This window comes from Aureimonas sp. N4, from assembly GCF_001463925.1.
GTDB classification, from domain to species: Bacteria; Pseudomonadota; Alphaproteobacteria; order Rhizobiales; family Rhizobiaceae; genus Aureimonas; species Aureimonas ureilytica_A.
Genome location: NZ_BBWS01000041.1, coordinates 13,654 through 29,914 on the forward strand (window position 1 = coordinate 13,654; position 16,261 = coordinate 29,914).

Below are 16,261 nucleotides of genomic sequence, written 5' to 3' on the forward strand. Positions count from 1 at the left end.
CGCCCTGCCCGACGAAGGAGCCGAGCCGTCGCTGTCGCAGACCGTGCGCGCGCTCCTCGCGTTGCGCGAGGCGGTGCTGGAGGGCGCGCTGCAACCGGGCGAGCGCATCTCCGAGCCGTCCATGGCCAAACGTATCGGCCTGTCGCGGACGCCCATCCGCGCCGCGCTGATGCGGCTGGAGGAGGAGGGGCTTCTCGACGCGCTGCCGACCGGCGGCTACGCCGTGCGCGCCTTCACCGAAGGCGACATTCTCGACGCGATCGAAATTCGCGGCGTCCTGGAAGGCACAGGCGCGCGGCTCGCCGCCGAGCGGGGCGCGTCGCCCGAGCTTCTGACGCAAGCGCGCGCGTGTCTGGCCGAGATCGACGCGCTGATGGCGGAGGATCGGCTGCCCGGCGACGGGTTCCAGGACTACGTGCCGCTGAACGCGCGCTTCCATGCGCTGCTTCTGGACCTCGCGCAGTCGCCGACGCTCGCCCGCCAGATGGAGCGGGCGACCGCCATTCCCTTCGCCTCGCCCTCGGCCTTCGTCATGGCGCAGTCGCAGCTGTCCGAGGCGCGCACCATCCTGACGCTGGCGCAGGAGCAGCACCGCGCCGTGATCGAGGCGATCGAGCACCGCGAGGGCGCGCGGGCCGAAAGCCTGATGCGCGAGCACGCCAAGCTCGCCATCCGCAACCTGCGGCTGGCGCTGGAAAACCGCCGGGCACTCGGCCTCGTGAAAGGGGCCTCGCTGATCCGGCTCAGGCCGCCGGACAGCTGACGACACCGGCGCGCGAAGGGCGGGGAGGCCCGGCGCGGTCGCTTGCCACGATACGACGACAAAAGGGGGAGGAAACCCATCATGATGAAACGCCGCCAAGTCCTGAAGACGCTTCTGATCTCGGCCGCGCTGATGCTGCCGGCTGGCGCGGCGCTTGCCGCCGATGCCGTGAAGGTCGGGCTGATCCTGCCGATGACCGGCCCCTTCGCCTCGACGGGGCGGCAGGTGGAGGCCGGCGCCAAACTCTATATGGCTGAGCATGGCGACGAGGTGGCGGGCCACAAGATCGAGCTGATCCTGCGCGACGACACGGCCAATGCCGAGCAGACGCGCCGTATCGCGCAGGAGCTGGTGACGCGCGAGAAGGTGCAGGTTCTGGCGGGCTTCGGCCACACGCCGCTCGCCATGGCGGCCGCGCCGCTCGCCACGCAAGGCAAGGTGCCGATGATCGTCATGGCGGCGGGCACTTCGGTCATCACCGAGAAGTCGCCCTTCATCGTGCGCTCTTCCTTCACCCTGCCGCAGGTGACGGAGCCGCTGGCCAGATGGGCCAAGGACAACAAGATCGAAAAGGTCGTGACGCTGGTCGCCGATTACGCGCCGGGGCTCGATGCCGAGAAGGCCTTCTCCGACACGTTCACCAAGGCGGGCGGGCAGATCGTGGAATCGATCCGCGTGCCGCTCGCCAACCCGGACTTCGCGCCCTTCCTTCAGCGCGTGCGGGACGCGAAGCCAGACGCCGTGTTCTCCTTCGTGCCGTCCGGCGTCGGCTCGGCCCTGATGAAGCAGTTCGACGATCGCGGCCTCGCCCAGGCCGGCATCCGCCTGATCGCGACCGGCGACGTGACCGACGACGACCTCTTGAACAAGATGGGCAAGGCCGCGCTTGGCACCATCACCACCCATCATTATTCCGCCGCGCACGATTCGCCGGAGAACAAGGCTTTCGTGAAGGCGTTCGAGGCCGCGAACGGGGGAATGAGGCCCAATTTCATGGCCGTCGGCGGCTATGACGGCATGGCCCTGATCTACGAGGCGCTGAAGAAGACGGGCGGCGACGCCAAGGGCGAGGCGCTGGTGAACGCGATGAAGGGCCTGAGCTGGACCAGCGTGCGCGGCCCCGTCTCCATCGATCCCGAGACGCGCGACATCGTCCAGACCGTCTATTTCCGCGAGGTGAAGGAACAGGACGGCCAGCTCTGGAACGTCGAGTTCGACAAGGTCGAGGCGGTCAAGGACCCGGTCAAGGCCGCGAAGAAATAGGCGTCTTGCCGGGCGGGGCCGAAGCGCGCCGCCCCGATTCGCCCGAAGGGAGCGGCCCGCACGGGGCCGCCCCGTCGCCTGTCCCGGCCAACCGGAGCCGCCATGCTGACCATCCTGTTCGACGGCATCGCCTATGGGATGCTGCTCTTCATTCTCGCCTGCGGCCTGTCGGTGACGCTCGGCCTGATGAACTTCGTCAACCTCGCCCACGGCGCCTTCGCCATGGCGGGCGGCTATGTCACGGTGGTGCTGACGCAGCGCTACGGAGTGCCCTTTCTTCTGTGCCTTCCGCTGGCGTTTCTCGCGAGCGCGGCGATCGGCGCGGTGCTGGAGCGCACGCTCTATCGCCGGCTCTACGGGGCGAGCCATCTCGATCAGGTCCTGTTTTCGCTGGGCATCATCTTCATGTCGATCGCGGCGGTGGACTATCTCATGGGCTCCAGCCAGCAGATCATCCTCCTGCCGGACTTCCTGCGCGGGCGGTTCGAGCTGGGGGGCGTGCAGATCGGCGTCTATCGCCTCTTCATCATCCTCGTCTGCGCCGCGCTGACGATCGCGCTGCAATGGACGCTGTCGCGCACGCGCTTCGGCAGCCGGCTGCGCGCGGCGGTCGATGACGGGCGCGTGGCGCGCGGGCTCGGCATTCCCGTCAATCTCGTCTTCTCCGCCACCTTCGCGGTCGGCTCCGGGCTCGCGGGCCTCGGCGGCGCGCTGGGTGGCGAAATCCTCGGTCTCGACCCCACCTTTCCCCTGAAGTTCATGATCTACTTCCTCGTCGTGGTGACGGTGGGCGGCACAAGCTCCATGACCGGCCCCTTTCTCGCCGCGCTGATCCTCGGCATCGCGGATGTCGCGGGCAAATATTACGTGCCCGAGTTCGGCGCCTTCACCGTCTATGCCGTGACCGTCGCGCTTCTTCTCTGGCGGCCCTACGGGCTCGTGTCGCGGGAGGGTGGGCGATGAGCGCGGTGGATCGCAGCGCACCGCCCGTGCCCCTGCCGCTCGCGGGCGCGCAAGGCCAAGCCTCGGCAGCCTCCACGCTCCTGCGCCGGCGCAGCCGCTGGGGCCTCGGCGAGATCACCTTCTGGGCGGCGGCGGCCGCCAGCCTCGTCGTCGCGCCGGACTATCTTCTTCTCCTCAACGAAATCGCGATCCTCGCGCTCTTCGCCCTCTCGCTCGATCTCATCCTCGGCTATGCCGGGATCGTCTCGCTCGGCCACGCCGCCTTTTTCGGCTTCGGCGCCTATGCGGCAGGCCTCTTCGCGCGCGACGTCTACGGCGAGCCGGTGACGGGGCTGCTCGTCGCGGGAGCGGCCTCGGGGTTGCTGGGCTTTGCCACAAGCTTCCTCGTGCTTCGCGGCTCCGACCTCACGCGTCTGATGATCACCCTTGGCCTCGCGCTGATGCTGTTCGAGGCCGCAAACCGCTTCGCCGGGATCACGGGCGGGGCGGATGGGCTTCTCGGCATCACCATGCTGCCGGTGCTCGGCCTCTTCGAATTCGATCTCTGGGGGCAGGTCGCCTATGCCTACAGTCTCGGTGTCCTCTTCGTGCTGTTTCTCGTGGCGCGGCGGGTTGTCCATTCGCCCTTCGGCCTTTCACTGATCGCCATCCGCAACAACCCCTTGCGCGCGGCGGCCCTTGGCATGGCTCCTCGACGCCGGCTGGTCGCGGTCTATACGCTGGCCGCCGCCTATGCCGGCGTCGCCGGGGCGCTTCTGGCGCAGACGACGCAGTTCGTCTCGCTCGACGTTCTCGCCCTCCATCGCTCGGCCGACGCGCTGCTCGTGCTCGTTCTCGGCGGGGCCGGCTATCTCTATGGCGGGCTGATCGGCGCGGCGATCTTCCGCGTGCTGCAGGAATGGCTGTCGGGCATCACGCCGCAATATTGGCAGTTCTGGATCGGCTTCATCCTCGTCGCTATCGTCCTTTTCGGCCGCGAGCGCCTGACGCAGGCCCCACGCCGCCTGTTCGAACGGCTCGGCGCACTGGTTCGCCGGAGGACGCCATGAACGCCGCGACCCTTCCACCCCTCGCGCTCGAGACGACCGGCCTGGAGAAACGCTTCGGCGGGCTGGTGGCGACCAGCAACGTCTCCCTGTCGCTCAAGCGCGGCGCGCGCCAGGCGCTGATCGGACCGAACGGCGCGGGCAAGACGACGCTCATCAACCTCCTCACCGGCGTCCTCTCGCCGAGCGCGGGGTCGATCCGGCTGGACGGTGAGGACATCACCCATCTGCGCCAGGACGGCCGCGTGCGGCGCGGGCTGGCGCGCACCTTCCAGATCAACCAGCTCTTCGCCGATCTGACGCCGCTCGAAACGGTGAGCCTCGCGATCTCCGAGCGAGAGGGCGGGGGCGGGGGCGGGAGATGGTGGCCGCGCCTCGGCGCGGACGCGGCGGCGACGCGCGAGGCCGCCGAACTCCTCGACCGCTTCCTCCTGTCGGACGTTGCCGGGCGGCGGACGGGCGATCTCGCCTACGGACGCCAGCGGCTTCTCGAAATCGCCACCGCCGTGGCGCTGCGCCCGCGCGTTCTCCTGCTCGACGAGCCGGCGGCGGGCGTGCCGGAAGAGGAGCGTCACGAGATTCTCGCGATCGTGAAAGCCTTGCCGGCGGACGTGACCATCCTTCTCATCGAGCATGACATGGATCTCGTCTTCTCCTTCGCCGACCGCATCTCGGTGCTGGTCGCGGGCGCACTCCTCACCGAAGGTACGGTGGCGGAGATCGCCGCCGATCCGCGCGTGCGCACGGCCTATCTCGGGGAGGGCGAGGATGTCTGAGTTGCTGCGCGTCGAAGGGCTGGAGGCCGGCTACGGCGAGGCGCGCGTTTTGGCTGGCCTGTCCTTCAAGATGGAGGCCGGCGAGGTTCTGGCGCTTCTCGGGCGCAATGGCACGGGCAAGACGACGCTGATCAACACGCTGGTCGGCGTCACCACGCGCCATGGCGGCCGCATCCATCTGAACGGACAGGACGTGACGCGCCGTGCGCCGGAAGCGCGCGTCGCGCTCGGCCTCGGCTGGGTGCCACAGGAGCGCAACATCTTCCGCTCGCTCACGGTCGAGGAAAACCTGACCGCCGTCGCGCGGCCGGGCCCTTGGAACCTCGATCGGATCTACACGATGTTTCCGCGTCTGCGCGAGCGGCGGGGCAATCTCGGCAACCAGCTCTCGGGCGGCGAGCAGCAGATGCTGGCGGTCGGGCGCGCGCTCGCGGTCAATCCCAGCCTGCTTCTCCTCGATGAGCCGCTGGAGGGGCTGGCCCCGGTCGTCGCCGAAGAGCTTCTCCATGCGGTGTCCCGCATCGTGCGTGAGGACGGGCTGTCGGCCATCATCGTGGAGCAGAAGGCCCGCCGTATCCTGAAGCTCGCCGACCAGGCCATCGTGCTCGATCGCGGCCTGATCGTGGAGAGAGGGACGAGCACCGCCTTTCTGGCCGACACATCCCGTTTCGAGCGGCATCTGGGCGTCGGGCGGTAGAGCTTTGCCCGATCAGTTGCGAGGTTAATCCCTTACAGAACGGGGAGCGAGGGCCGCTCGCCCGGTTCTGGATCGCCCCGGCCGAAACCCGATGGACGTACGGGTCACGGTCGAGATGGGTGTGAAGGATCGCTGTTGCGCGCCGGACTGTGTCGATCCAGCCAGCTCGACGGGTCGCATGACGATGGGCGTCATCAACGCTCTCCCCGAGTTCGACCAAGACCTGCCAACCGAGCGCGCCCATGCCGCTCTTTCAGGGTTCCGCCCAATCCAGAGCACGCGTTTCAGGACATCCCGACCTCCAACCTCGGAAGGGAAGGGGGACCGCTTGGTCCCCCTCAAATCCTGACTTCGGTCCCGATCTCCACCAACTGCGCGGAGGGAATGCAGAAGAAGCTCCCGTTGGGGGCCGTGTTGCGCTGCATCGAGACGAAGAGGCGCTTGCGCCACTGCGCCATGCCGTTCAGCTTTGGATCGGGGATCACGGTTTCCCGGCCGATATAATAGCTGATGCCGTCCAGTTCCTCCGGTGTCAGAAGACCGGTGCTGCGGAGGCCAGCCGGGATGTCGAAACGCTCCATGAAGCCGAACCGCAAGATGACGCGGTGCATGTCAGGTCCGATCTGCGTCACCTCCGCGCGCTCGTCGGCCCGCACGTGAGGCTTCTCCAGCGTGCCGACGGACACGAGAAGAACGCGCTTCTGCAGCGCTCGGTTGTGCCGGATGTGATGCGTCAGCGACAGGGGAATGCCGGTTTTGGCCGCGCTCAAGAACGCGCCGATGCCCTCGGTGCGACAGGACACGGCATGGTCCAGCGTGGTGAGAAACGCCTGCTCCTCTTCGCGCAGGTGAATGCGTGCCTGTTCCACCAGAACCACGCCGCCGCGCCAGGTCAGCATGATGAAGGCGACGAGCCCGGCGATCAGGAGCGGAAGCCAACCCCCTTCCAGGATCTTCACGGCGTTGGAGGAGAAGAACACCATGTCGATCAGGAAGAAGCCGCCATTCACCAGCGCGACCAGAACGAGGCTGTAGCCCCAGCGCAGGGCGATCAGCGCGGCCAGAAACGTCGAGATCGCCATCAGGCCCGACACCGCGATGCCATAGGCTCCCGCCAGCGCGTCCGAGGATCGGAAGATCAGAACGGCGGCCAGCGTCCCGCCCGCCAGCAGCCAGTTGGCGAGCGGCAAATAGACCTGCCCCGCCTGATCGGCCGCCGTGTGCCGAATGAACAGGCGCGGCAGGAAGCCGAGCTGGATCGATTGCTGCGTGAGCGAGAACACGCCCGAGATGATGGCCTGACTGGCGATCACAGTGGCGGCGGTGGCAAAGGCCACCAGCGGATAATGGGCCCAACCGGGGGCCAGGCCGTAGAACGGGTTGGCGAGGGCTGAGGGATCGCTCGCGACCAGAGCCGCTTGCCCGAGATAGTTCAGCGCCAGGGCCGGCAACGCCACCGCGAACCAGGCGAGCCGGATCGGAAACCGGCCGAAATGCCCCATATCGGCATACATCGCCTCGCCGCCCGTGACCGCCAGAAACACCGATCCGAGAACCGCGAAACTGATGGCGGGCGGCGCGTGCAGGAGGAAGCCGACGGCCCGCAACGGGTCGAGCGCGTCCAGCACGGCGGGATGACGCAGGATGCCGGAAACGCCGAGAAGCGCGATCAGCAGGAACCAGACCAGCATGACCGGGCCGAAGATGCGCCCGATGAAGCCCGTTCCCTTTGCCTGAACCAGAAACAGACCCACCAGGATCGCGACCGTCAGCGGCAGGACGAGGGGCGCGAGGGAGGGCGCGTCGAGCTTCAGCCCTTCCACGGCGCTGAGCACCGAGATGGCCGGGGTGATCGCGCCGTCTCCATAGAGCAGCGCCGCCCCGATCAGCCCGAGCACCAGAAGCACCGACTGGCGGCTGCGTGGCTTCGCGCTTCGCGCGCCCAAGAGGGCCAGCATGGCCACCACCCCGCCTTCGCCGCGATTGTCGGCGCGCATGATGAGCAGGGCATATTTGAGCGAAACCACCAGGAGGAGCGACCAGATGATCAGCGATGCGATGCCGATCGCAGCATGGGCGCCGCCGCCCGCCGCCCCCACCGCGACCTTGAAGGCATAGAGCGGGCTGGTGCCGATGTCGCCATAGACGATGCCGAGCGCGGCGAGGGCGAGGGCGAGGTGCGTTTTGAGAGCGGGCCCCGTCCGGGGTGTGGCTGGCGCGGTGCTCGTTGCCTCTGCGCGGCTCACAGCCCGTCGCCTCCTGCCGCGCACCATCCGGGCAGTGAGCGCGCTTCCCTCGCTCGCGCCAGAGCCAGGGCCTTTTCCACGGCCGCGTCGAAATCCTGCTTGACCAGCGTTTCGTCGATCCGCCTGCGCAGATGATCGGCCCAGAGAAACTCGGAAAACGGCTTGTCGCTCTTGGCGCAGCCGCCCCGCCGGATGAGAGCGCCGACAAGGCTGCGATAGGGATCGTCCGCGAGGTCGGACAGATGTTTGGGAATGTCGGCGAGATCGCACCGCGTGCCCGACGCGTCGTAGGCGTGGCACCAGTGGCTGTTGTCGAGAAAGCACCAGAACTCGCCCTTGGGCAGATCGGACAGATCGGCCAAGACGTAAAGGCCGACGGGACCGGCATCTTCCTCCAGAAGGGCGCGGGCGAAATGGTGATGATCGACGATATAGGCCCGCTGCTTGGGGCCGATCACGGCCGGGATCACGTGGCGGCGCAGGAGAAGGGTCCGCTCCGTGTCGTCGGCATCGCGCCAGTGGCGCCGCTTCGCTTCGACCTCCCGCAAGCCGACCGTCATCTGGGTCGGTCGCAAATCCTCGAGCTTAAACCCGATCGGCACGTGGGTCGGCATGGACGGCCTTTCACTGATAGGTTGGAGCTGCATGTCTGGGGTCGAACCGCCCCGGTGTTCGCCATCCCGCCGTGCGGCACATGCGAATGCGCCGGCGATGATCGTAGCGCCGTCGCGCCGACCGACCAGCCCTGGACGCCCCGACTTCGCGCGTGCGGCAGAGCGCATCGATCCGCTGTGACGCGGGCGCTACATGCCGTGGCCGCGAGGCCGGCTGGGAAGGGGAGATGAGATGCACGGCGCTCGCCACCGGACTGCGAGGAGGCCATTCGGCATGCCGAACGGGCCTGATGGGTCCGACCTTCTCCCGAAGGGGTCAGGGTACGAGGCGAGTGCACGAATGTCGGACACGTCTCGCCAGGCGGTGCGCGGGAACGGAGGCTTGGACCGGGCCGACCTCTCACCTTGGAGCCGCAGATTTCAAAAACGGGCACGGGTTCCGACCGACGCATTTATTGAGTTGGCCATTGAACCATCGCGAGGGCATCACGTTCCCGTGAGCTTGCCGTGAGGGGTTCGTGCCATGCTGTCTGTCCCGCCTGAACGAACGAGAAGCCCGAGGGCGCTCGGGGCTCTTGTCGGTGCCCTCTCGGCAGCCTGCCTGTTCGCGGGCGGCGCTCGGGCCGCCTCCAGCGCGCAGCAGTCCGACGCCGAACGCCCCGTGCCTGTCACAGCTATCGCGGCGGTGAGCGACGAACTCGACCGGGTGATCGACGGGATCGGGACGGTGGCGCCGCTTCAATCCGTCACCGTTCGCCCGCGCATAGGAGGGCAGGTCATCGCCATTCCCTTCACCGAGGGCGAGACGGTGGAGAAGGACGCCGTTCTTCTGAAACTCGACGACACGCAGCTGCGCGCCGATCTGGCCTCCGCCGAAGCTCGCAAGGCCCAGGACGAAGCGCAGGTCGCCAATGCCAAGGCCGATGTCGAGCGCTATGCCAGCCTTGCGGAAAAGGGCGTCGCCTCGGCCTCGACCCTCGAACAGAAGCGGGCGACGAACCAGCAGCTCGCGGCTTCGATCCAATATGACGATGCCGTCATCAAGAACGCGCAGACCCAACTCGGCTTCGCCACGGTGCACGCGCCCTTCACCGGCCGCGCGGGCTTCCGGCAGGTCGATGTCGGCGCGATCATCGACGCCAATTCCACCAATGGCATCGTCACCATCACGCAGATGGACCCGATCGGCGTCTCCTTCGTGGCGCCGGGAGATCGGTTCGGCGACATTCGCGAGGCTATGAAGGCGGGCATTGCCAGCGTCGAAGTGTCCACCACCGACGGAAGCCGCAAGCTCGCGACTGGGCGGCTGACGATCATGGACAATGCGGTGGACGCCGAGAACGGCTCCATCCACCTGCGCGCGCAATTCGACAACGGACAGGAGCGCCTCTGGCCGGGCCTGCCGGTGGCGACGCGCCTGACGTTGGAGCATCGGCGCGGCGTGGTGGTTCCCGACAAGGCCCTGGCGCGCGGTCCGAACGGGCTCTACGCCTATATCGTGCAAGGGGACGGCAAGGTCGCTCGCCGCGCGGTGACGGTGGCCTACGTCACCGATGCTCGTGCGCTGGTGACCAATGGGATCGAGGCGGGCGAGCAGATCGTCATGGACGGCCAGTCGCGCATCGCGGACGGGACACCTGTCAGCGTGACGCCCTGGTCGGGTTCGCCCGTCGGCGAACTGGCCGAAACGAGCGCGCCATGAGCGACACCGCGATGAACGGGCCGCACGCCAAGCCGCAAGCGAACGAGCCACGAGCGAACGAGACCGCGCAGCCGCCCGTAAAGGCGAAGGGCAGCCTGTTCGACTTCTTCATTTTTCATCCGATCGCAACCTCCCTCATTATGGCGGGCATCCTGCTTCTGGGCGCGATCTCCTATCCCTTCCTGCCCGTGTCGGCCCTGCCGCAGATCGACTTTCCGACGATCCAGCTGGAAGCCAGCCTGCCCGGCGGCTCGCCCGAGACCATGGCCGCCAGCGTCGCGCAGCCGATCGAGGAGGCGCTGTCCAAGGTCAGCGGCATCACCGAACTGACCTCGAACAGTTCGCTCGGCACCTCGTCCATCACGGTGCAGTTCGCGCTGGACGAGGACATCCAGACGGCGGCGAGCGACGTGCAGACGGCGCTCAGCGAAGCCTCCGGCCAATTGCCAAAGGACATGCCCTCGCTGCCGACGGTGCATAAGGTGAACCCGGCGGATGCGCCGGTGATGCAGCTTTCGGCCACCTCCGACACGCTGACCCTGCCGCAGCTCGACGAATATATCGAGCGCAATGTCGCGGCCAAGATCGGTCAGGTATCGGGCGTCGCCTATGTCAATATCGGCGGGCGCCAGCGCCCGGCCATCCGCATCGCGGTCGATCCCGGCCGCCTCGCGCAAGCCGGCGTGACGCTGGAGGACGTGCGCAGCGCGATCTCCGATCTCAGCCTCAGCGCGCCCAAGGGCAATATCGACGATCCCACACGCAGCTTTCCGATCCTGACCAACGACCAGATCACCTCCGCCTCGGCCTGGAGCGACGCCGTGATCGCCTATCGAAACGGCGGCCCGGTGCGCATCCGGGATATCGGCCGCGCCGTGGACGGCGCCGAAAACACCAAGATGGCGCATTGGACCAATGGCCAGCGCGGCATCGCGCTCGATGTGTTCCGCCAGCCGGGAGCCAACGTCATCAAGGTGGTGGACGCGATCAAGACGCAGTTGCCCGCGCTCCAGGCCTCGCTGCCGAAATCGATCCATCTCGAACTCGTCACCGACCGCACCTCCACGATCCGGGCCTCGGTTTCGGACGTCCAGTTCACGCTCGGGCTGACGATCGCTCTCGTCGTGCTCGTGATCTTTCTGTTTCTGCGCAATCTGCGCGCCACGATCATTCCCGCCATCACGCTGCCGATCGCGCTTCTGGGGGCGCTCGCGCCCATGTGGGTGCTCGGTTTCAGCCTCGACAACCTGTCGCTCATGGCGCTGGTGGTCGCGGTCGGCTTCGTGGTGGACGACGCGATCGTCATGCTGGAAAACATCTCGCGCCATATCGAGGACGGGATGGAGCCGCTGGCCGCCGCGCGGCAGGGCGCGGGCGAGATCGGCTTCACCATCGTCTCGATCAGCCTGTCCCTGATCGCCGTGTTGATCCCGATCCTCATGATGGGCGGCATCGTCGGACGCCTGTTCCGCGAATTCGCGCTGACGCTGACGCTTACCATCGTCCTGTCGGCCTTCGTCTCGCTGACGCTGACGCCCATGCTCGCCTCGCGTTTCGTGCGCAATGTGCCCAATGAGAAGCGCGGCTGGTTCTACCGGGCGGGGGAGGCCTTCTTCGAGCGGCTGACGGCGCTCTATATCGCGAGCCTCCAGCCGGTTCTGCGCCACAAGGGTCTGACGCTTCTGGCCTTTCTGGGCACCGTCGGTCTCACCGGCTATCTCTTCTACCAAGCGCCCAAGGGCTTCTTCCCGGAGCAGGACACCGGCTTCATCGCCGGCCTGTCGCAGGCTTCGCCGGATATTTCCTTTTCCGAAATGGCCAAATTGCAGGAGCGCGTCAGCGAGATCATCCTGCGCGATCCCGCCGTCTACAGCGTTTTCATGGATATCGGCGGCGGCAATGGCGGCAACGCGCTCAACCAGGGCCATGTCAACATCACGCTGAAGCCGCTGGCCGAGCGCGATGCGAGCGCGCGCGAGGTGATCGAGCGCCTGGGCACGGCGCTCGACGCCCAGCAGGGCATCAAGCTCTTCATGCAGTCGGCGCAGGACATCAATATCGGCGCCCGCCCCGCCAAGACGCAGTATCAATACACGTTGCAGGACGGGAGCATCGACGAATTGTCGGACTGGTCCGACAAGGTGACGCAGGCCTTGCGCGCCCTGCCGGATCTGCGCGACGTCGGGAGCGACCGGCAGGCCGAAGCGCCCACCCTGTCGATCCGGATCGACCGCGCGGCGGCGACGCTTTACGGCGTCATGCCTGCCGCGATCGACCAGACGCTCTACGACGCCTTCGGCCAGCGGCAGGTCGCCTCCTATTCCACCCAGACCGACACGTTCCATGTCGTGCTCGAAGTGCTGCCCGATCTCCAGAGCCAAATCAGCACGCTGGACCGCCTGTCGGTTCGGGCCTCCAACGGAACGCTCGTTCCCTTGTCGGCCGTCGCGCGCTGGACCACCGACAGCGTGTCGCCCGTGTCGATCTCCCATCAGGGCCAGTCCCCGGCGGTGACGATCTCCTTCAACCTCGCGCCCAACGTCGCGCTGGGGGATGGCACCCGCGCGATCGAAGACGCGGTGGCCGCGCTTCATCCTCCCGCTTCGCTGCAAACGAGCTTCTCGGGCAGCGCGCGCGCCTTTCAGGACTCGCTGTCCACCGTGCCGCTCCTGATCCTCGCCTCGCTGGTCGTCGTCTACATCATTCTCGGCGTTCTCTACGAGAGCCTGATCCATCCGCTGACCATTCTCTCGACGCTGCCGCCCGCCGGGCTCGGCGCTCTTCTGGCGCTGCGATGGGCGGGTTTCGACTTCGGACTGGTCGCGATGATCGGCGTCATTCTTCTGATCGGCATCGTGAAGAAGAACGGTATCATGCTGGTGGACTTCGCCATTCAGGAAGAGAAGGCCGGCAAGACGCCCGATGAGGCGATCGTGGAAGCCGCGCGGCTGCGCTTCCGCCCGATCCTGATGACCACCATGGCCGCGCTTCTGGGCGGCATCCCGCTGGCGCTCGGCCATGGTTCGGGCTCCGAACTGCGCCAGCCGCTGGGCTACGCCATCGTCGGCGGCCTCCTCGTCAGCCAAGTGCTGACGCTCTACACGACGCCGGTCATCTATCTCCTGCTGGATCGCATGAAGGGGTTGTCTTTCAGTAGGCGTGGGGCGGTGGAGCACGCTTGAACGGATGTCGTGCCTCGGCTGCCGCGAAACGTCCCGTGAACCCTGTCTTCCGTCGTCCGGTTGCGACGTCCGGCATTTCCGAAGGGTCAGGAGTGGCGATCTCGGTCGATCGGCAGCACCAGCGAATGCTTCACGTGGCCGTAGGTAAAACTCGTGTCGATCGAGGCGACACCGGGCACGGAATGCAGATCGGAACGGATGAAGGTCTCGTAGTGCTTGAGGCTCTTCACCACGACCCGGAGCATGTAGTCGGCGTTTCCCGCCATCACGTAGCTGTCCATCACGACGTCGATCTTCGCGATGGCCGCCTCGAACGCCTGCACGGTCTCTCCATTGTGGGGCTGCAACCGGATCCGGACGAAGGCCGTCACGGGATAGCCGCAGGCCTCGGTGTCCACGATCGCCGTATAGCCCTTCAGGATTCCGGCCTCCTCCAGAAGGCGGACGCGCCGCAGGCAGGGCGAGGGCGACAGGTTCACGCGCTCGGCCAACTCGCTGTTCGTCAGCCGGGCGTTCGCCTGAAGCTCGGCGATGATCTGCCTGTCCTTATCGTCCATGATGGATCCCCTGTTTGTGGCAGAATCTACCAATGTGGAGCACCATCATAGCTGAGATAGGCAGGATATGGCGCGTCTGTTTTGGTATTCTGCGGGCATCACCCCAGCGAGGAATGCCTCATGTCGCTTGCGTCGACGACCCTTGCGCGCCCCGTGTCGAACTCGATGCTGGGATGGGCGGCCATGTGCGCCGCTCTCGTCACCTGGGCGGGTTTTAGCCTGTCGATGCGAGGCATCGGCGCGTCGGCTCTGACGCCGAGCGACGTCGCGCTCTTGCGCTTCGCCGTGCCGGCCCTGATCCTCCTGCCGCTCGTGCCCGCGCGCCTTCGCGAACTGAAATCCGTTCGGCTCGCGCCCGCCCTGATGATCGTGATGGGCGCGGGCCTGCCCTTCTTCGGCCTCGTCGCGGCGGGTGGCCGCTTCACCTCGGCGGCCCATGTCAGCGCCCTCGTCGCCGGAACGGCCCCCGTGGCCGTTGCGATCCTCGCCCGTGTCCTGACCGGACAAAGGGGAGCGAGCCTTCCGGGGCTCGCCACCATCGTCCTCGGCATCGCGCTGCTGGTCCTTGGGCTGGGCGTGGTCGATGGAAACGTGATCGCGGGCGCCGCGTTGCTGCTGGCCGCGAGCCTTCTCTGGGGCACCTATACGATGGGAATGCGACTGGCCGCCGTCACCCCGATGACCTGCCTGATGCTGGTGACCTACCCTTCGGCGATCGCCATCGCGCTCCTGAAGGCGAGCGGTGTCTTCGAAAGCCATCTGGGCTCCATCGACCCGCATCAGGTGCTCGTTTTCGCGGGTGTTCAGGGGATCGGCACGGGCATCGTCTCAACCCTCGTCTATGCCATTGCCGTCCGCCATCTCGGCGCGCTCCGCTGCGCCACGATGGGCGCTCTGGCTCCGGTGCTGGTGACGGGCACGGCCATTCCCCTTCTCGGCGAGCAACCGACCCTCCTGACGATCGTGGGCGTCGTGGCCGTTGCGCTGGGCGTCGCGATGGCCAACACCCGCCTGGCAGGCCCGTCCCGGCTTGCCAGGGCTGGGTAGGCAAATGTTCGCGCGGACGCGTTGGGATGTCAGCCGTCCGCCCGTCCGGCGCCGAGAACGAGGTTGACGGACGCGTCGGCAGCCGCCGTCATCGTCGATGAGGAAGGACGGGCGATCCGGGATCGGGAGGGAAGCGGCTGAACCGGATCTTGGCTGTGCCCTTGGGTCACTCACCTGCTGACCGTCCGCGTCTCGAGAGACGTCGGGTCGATCCCCGCTTCTCCGACCGGCCCGGTCTGAAATCCCTTCGAATGCTGATGGGCGGACGTCGCGCAGGTCGGTGTTTGGGCCGCCAAGGCTCGACATCACCAACCGTCATGCACGCGACATTTCGAAGAGAGCTACAGTAGATTTGTTCTTCAGACGATCTTTACCCCCGTCCTTCAATTTGTCTTGGCGGAATGGGGCCGAGGACGGTGTCGAAGATCAACGTGGATTCGCTTGCCGTTCCGGCATTCTCGGTCGCCATCACCGACGACGGAGTGCTTCGTTATGATGGCATCAACGATATTCTGTGCCAGATCTCGGGCCTGACCAAGGAGATGTTCATCGGCAAGACCGCGGCCGAGTTCATGTCCTTCGAGGGCGCTCAGGCGTGGGAGACCAATTATCGCCGCTGCCTCGCATCCGGCGTCATGGACGAGTACGAGGAATTGGCCGAAACCCCCTCGGGTCTGCGCTGGTGGCGCACGATTCTGTCGCCGGTGGTCGATGAGACCGGCAAGATCATACAGCTCCTGGGTCTTTCGGCCGACATCAACGATCGCAAGCGCGCCGAAATCGAGCTTCAGGCGGCTGTCTTCATCGACATCGTGACGGGCATCGCCAACCGGCGCCGCTTCGACCTCGACCTTGCCGCCGCCATGGCGCAGTCCATGGACAGCGGCGTTCCCTTCACGCTGATATTGGCCGATCTCGATCGCTTCAAGTCGATCAACGACACGTTCGGCCATGCAGTGGGCGACGAGGTCCTGCGTCAGACGGCGGTGCGGCTGCGGTCCGGCGTGCGAGAGAGGGACAGGATCGCGCGGGTCGGCGGCGACGAGTTCGCCGCCATTCTGTCCTCCGCGACAGATGGCGCGGTCGCCGTCGCTCTTGATCGGATCAGCCGCCAGTTCATGCGGCCCATCGAGTTTGGTGAGACCAGCGTCCCGGTCGGGGTTAGTCTCGGTGCGGCGCTCTGGAAACCGAGCATGACCGCGGACGATCTGCGGGCCGCCGCCGATGCCGCGATGTACGACACGAAGCGGGACCGGGCGGCCTGATCGCTGCGAGGCGCAGGTGAGCTAGGCTTGTACAAGCCTGACGGTGGACCCACAGCCGGTCATATCGAAGCATCATTGCGCGCCTTTCCCTTTCACAGCCCCGCTGTCTACGATGGTCGTAGGGTTGGATGCTTGAGCTT

13 protein-coding genes are annotated in these 16,261 nt (G+C 66.7%); 10 read left to right on the forward strand and 3 right to left on the reverse strand.

Going from position 1 to position 16,261, the window contains the following annotated elements:
* The first annotated feature begins 4 nt into the window (after positions 1-4).
* The 6 genes from AUL28_RS12060 (at position 5) to AUL28_RS12085 (ending at position 5,508) form a co-directional block, all read left to right on the forward strand.
* Complete coding sequence (locus tag AUL28_RS12060; RefSeq protein ID WP_062233017.1) at positions 5-763, forward strand: GntR family transcriptional regulator; 759 nt, start codon at positions 5-7, stop codon at positions 761-763.
* An 81-nt stretch (positions 764-844) separates the two neighbouring features.
* Positions 845-2,026 carry an ABC transporter substrate-binding protein gene (locus AUL28_RS12065; protein ID WP_192843451.1) on the forward strand — a complete coding sequence of 394 codons (1,182 nt, stop codon included), beginning with the start codon at positions 845-847 and terminating at the stop codon, positions 2,024-2,026.
* A 102-nt stretch (positions 2,027-2,128) separates the two neighbouring features.
* Positions 2,129-2,989, forward strand: coding sequence for a branched-chain amino acid ABC transporter permease (locus AUL28_RS12070; protein WP_062232828.1), 861 nt, complete (start codon positions 2,129-2,131; stop codon positions 2,987-2,989).
* Entirely contained in the window at positions 2,986-4,038 is a 1,053-nt protein-coding gene (locus AUL28_RS12075; protein ID WP_062232831.1) for a branched-chain amino acid ABC transporter permease, read from the forward strand. Before AUL28_RS12070 ends, AUL28_RS12075 begins: the two co-directional genes overlap by 4 nt.
* A complete protein-coding gene (locus AUL28_RS12080; protein ID WP_062232834.1) occupies positions 4,035-4,811 on the forward strand; it encodes an ABC transporter ATP-binding protein in 777 nt (258 codons plus the stop codon). Before AUL28_RS12075 ends, AUL28_RS12080 begins: the two co-directional genes overlap by 4 nt.
* Positions 4,804-5,508: an ABC transporter ATP-binding protein gene (locus AUL28_RS12085; RefSeq protein WP_062232839.1), complete on the forward strand. Its 705-nt coding sequence runs from the start codon at positions 4,804-4,806 to the stop codon at positions 5,506-5,508. The genes AUL28_RS12080 and AUL28_RS12085 overlap by 8 nt, the downstream gene beginning before the upstream one ends.
* 338 nt (positions 5,509-5,846) lie before the next feature.
* Here AUL28_RS12085 and AUL28_RS12095 read toward each other — a convergent pair whose 3' ends face one another.
* Together AUL28_RS12095 and AUL28_RS12100 are read right to left on the reverse strand one after the other, a co-directional pair.
* A complete protein-coding gene (locus tag AUL28_RS12095) occupies positions 5,847-7,754 on the reverse strand; it encodes a potassium transporter Kup (protein ID WP_280137273.1) in 1,908 nt (635 codons plus the stop codon).
* Entirely contained in the window at positions 7,751-8,368 is a 618-nt protein-coding gene (locus AUL28_RS12100; RefSeq protein ID WP_062232845.1) for a ParB-like protein, read from the reverse strand. Before AUL28_RS12100 ends, AUL28_RS12095 begins: the two co-directional genes overlap by 4 nt.
* A gap of 661 nt (positions 8,369-9,029) precedes the next feature.
* Between AUL28_RS12100 and AUL28_RS12105 the strand changes: the two genes are divergently transcribed.
* Positions 9,030-10,070, forward strand: a complete 1,041-nt coding sequence (locus tag AUL28_RS12105) for an efflux RND transporter periplasmic adaptor subunit (RefSeq protein WP_244493509.1) — start codon at positions 9,030-9,032, stop codon at positions 10,068-10,070.
* Positions 10,067-13,252 (forward strand): efflux RND transporter permease subunit, encoded by a 3,186-nt coding sequence (locus AUL28_RS12110; protein ID WP_280137274.1) that lies wholly within the window; start codon positions 10,067-10,069, stop codon positions 13,250-13,252. The genes AUL28_RS12105 and AUL28_RS12110 overlap by 4 nt, the downstream gene beginning before the upstream one ends.
* Positions 13,253-13,338: 86 nt before the next feature.
* Here AUL28_RS12110 and AUL28_RS12115 read toward each other — a convergent pair whose 3' ends face one another.
* Positions 13,339-13,809, reverse strand: a complete 471-nt coding sequence (locus AUL28_RS12115) for an Lrp/AsnC family transcriptional regulator (RefSeq protein WP_062232852.1) — start codon at positions 13,807-13,809, stop codon at positions 13,339-13,341.
* A gap of 120 nt (positions 13,810-13,929) precedes the next feature.
* Here AUL28_RS12115 and AUL28_RS12120 point away from each other — a divergent pair, with 120 nt between their 5' ends.
* Together AUL28_RS12120 and AUL28_RS12125 are read left to right on the forward strand one after the other, a co-directional pair.
* On the forward strand, positions 13,930-14,856 hold the full coding sequence (locus tag AUL28_RS12120) for a DMT family transporter (protein WP_062232855.1): 927 nt from the start codon (positions 13,930-13,932) through the stop codon (positions 14,854-14,856).
* 416 nt (positions 14,857-15,272) lie between these two features.
* A complete protein-coding gene (locus tag AUL28_RS12125; RefSeq protein WP_062232858.1) occupies positions 15,273-16,121 on the forward strand; it encodes a sensor domain-containing diguanylate cyclase in 849 nt (282 codons plus the stop codon).
* Positions 16,122-16,261: the final 140 nt, after the last annotated feature.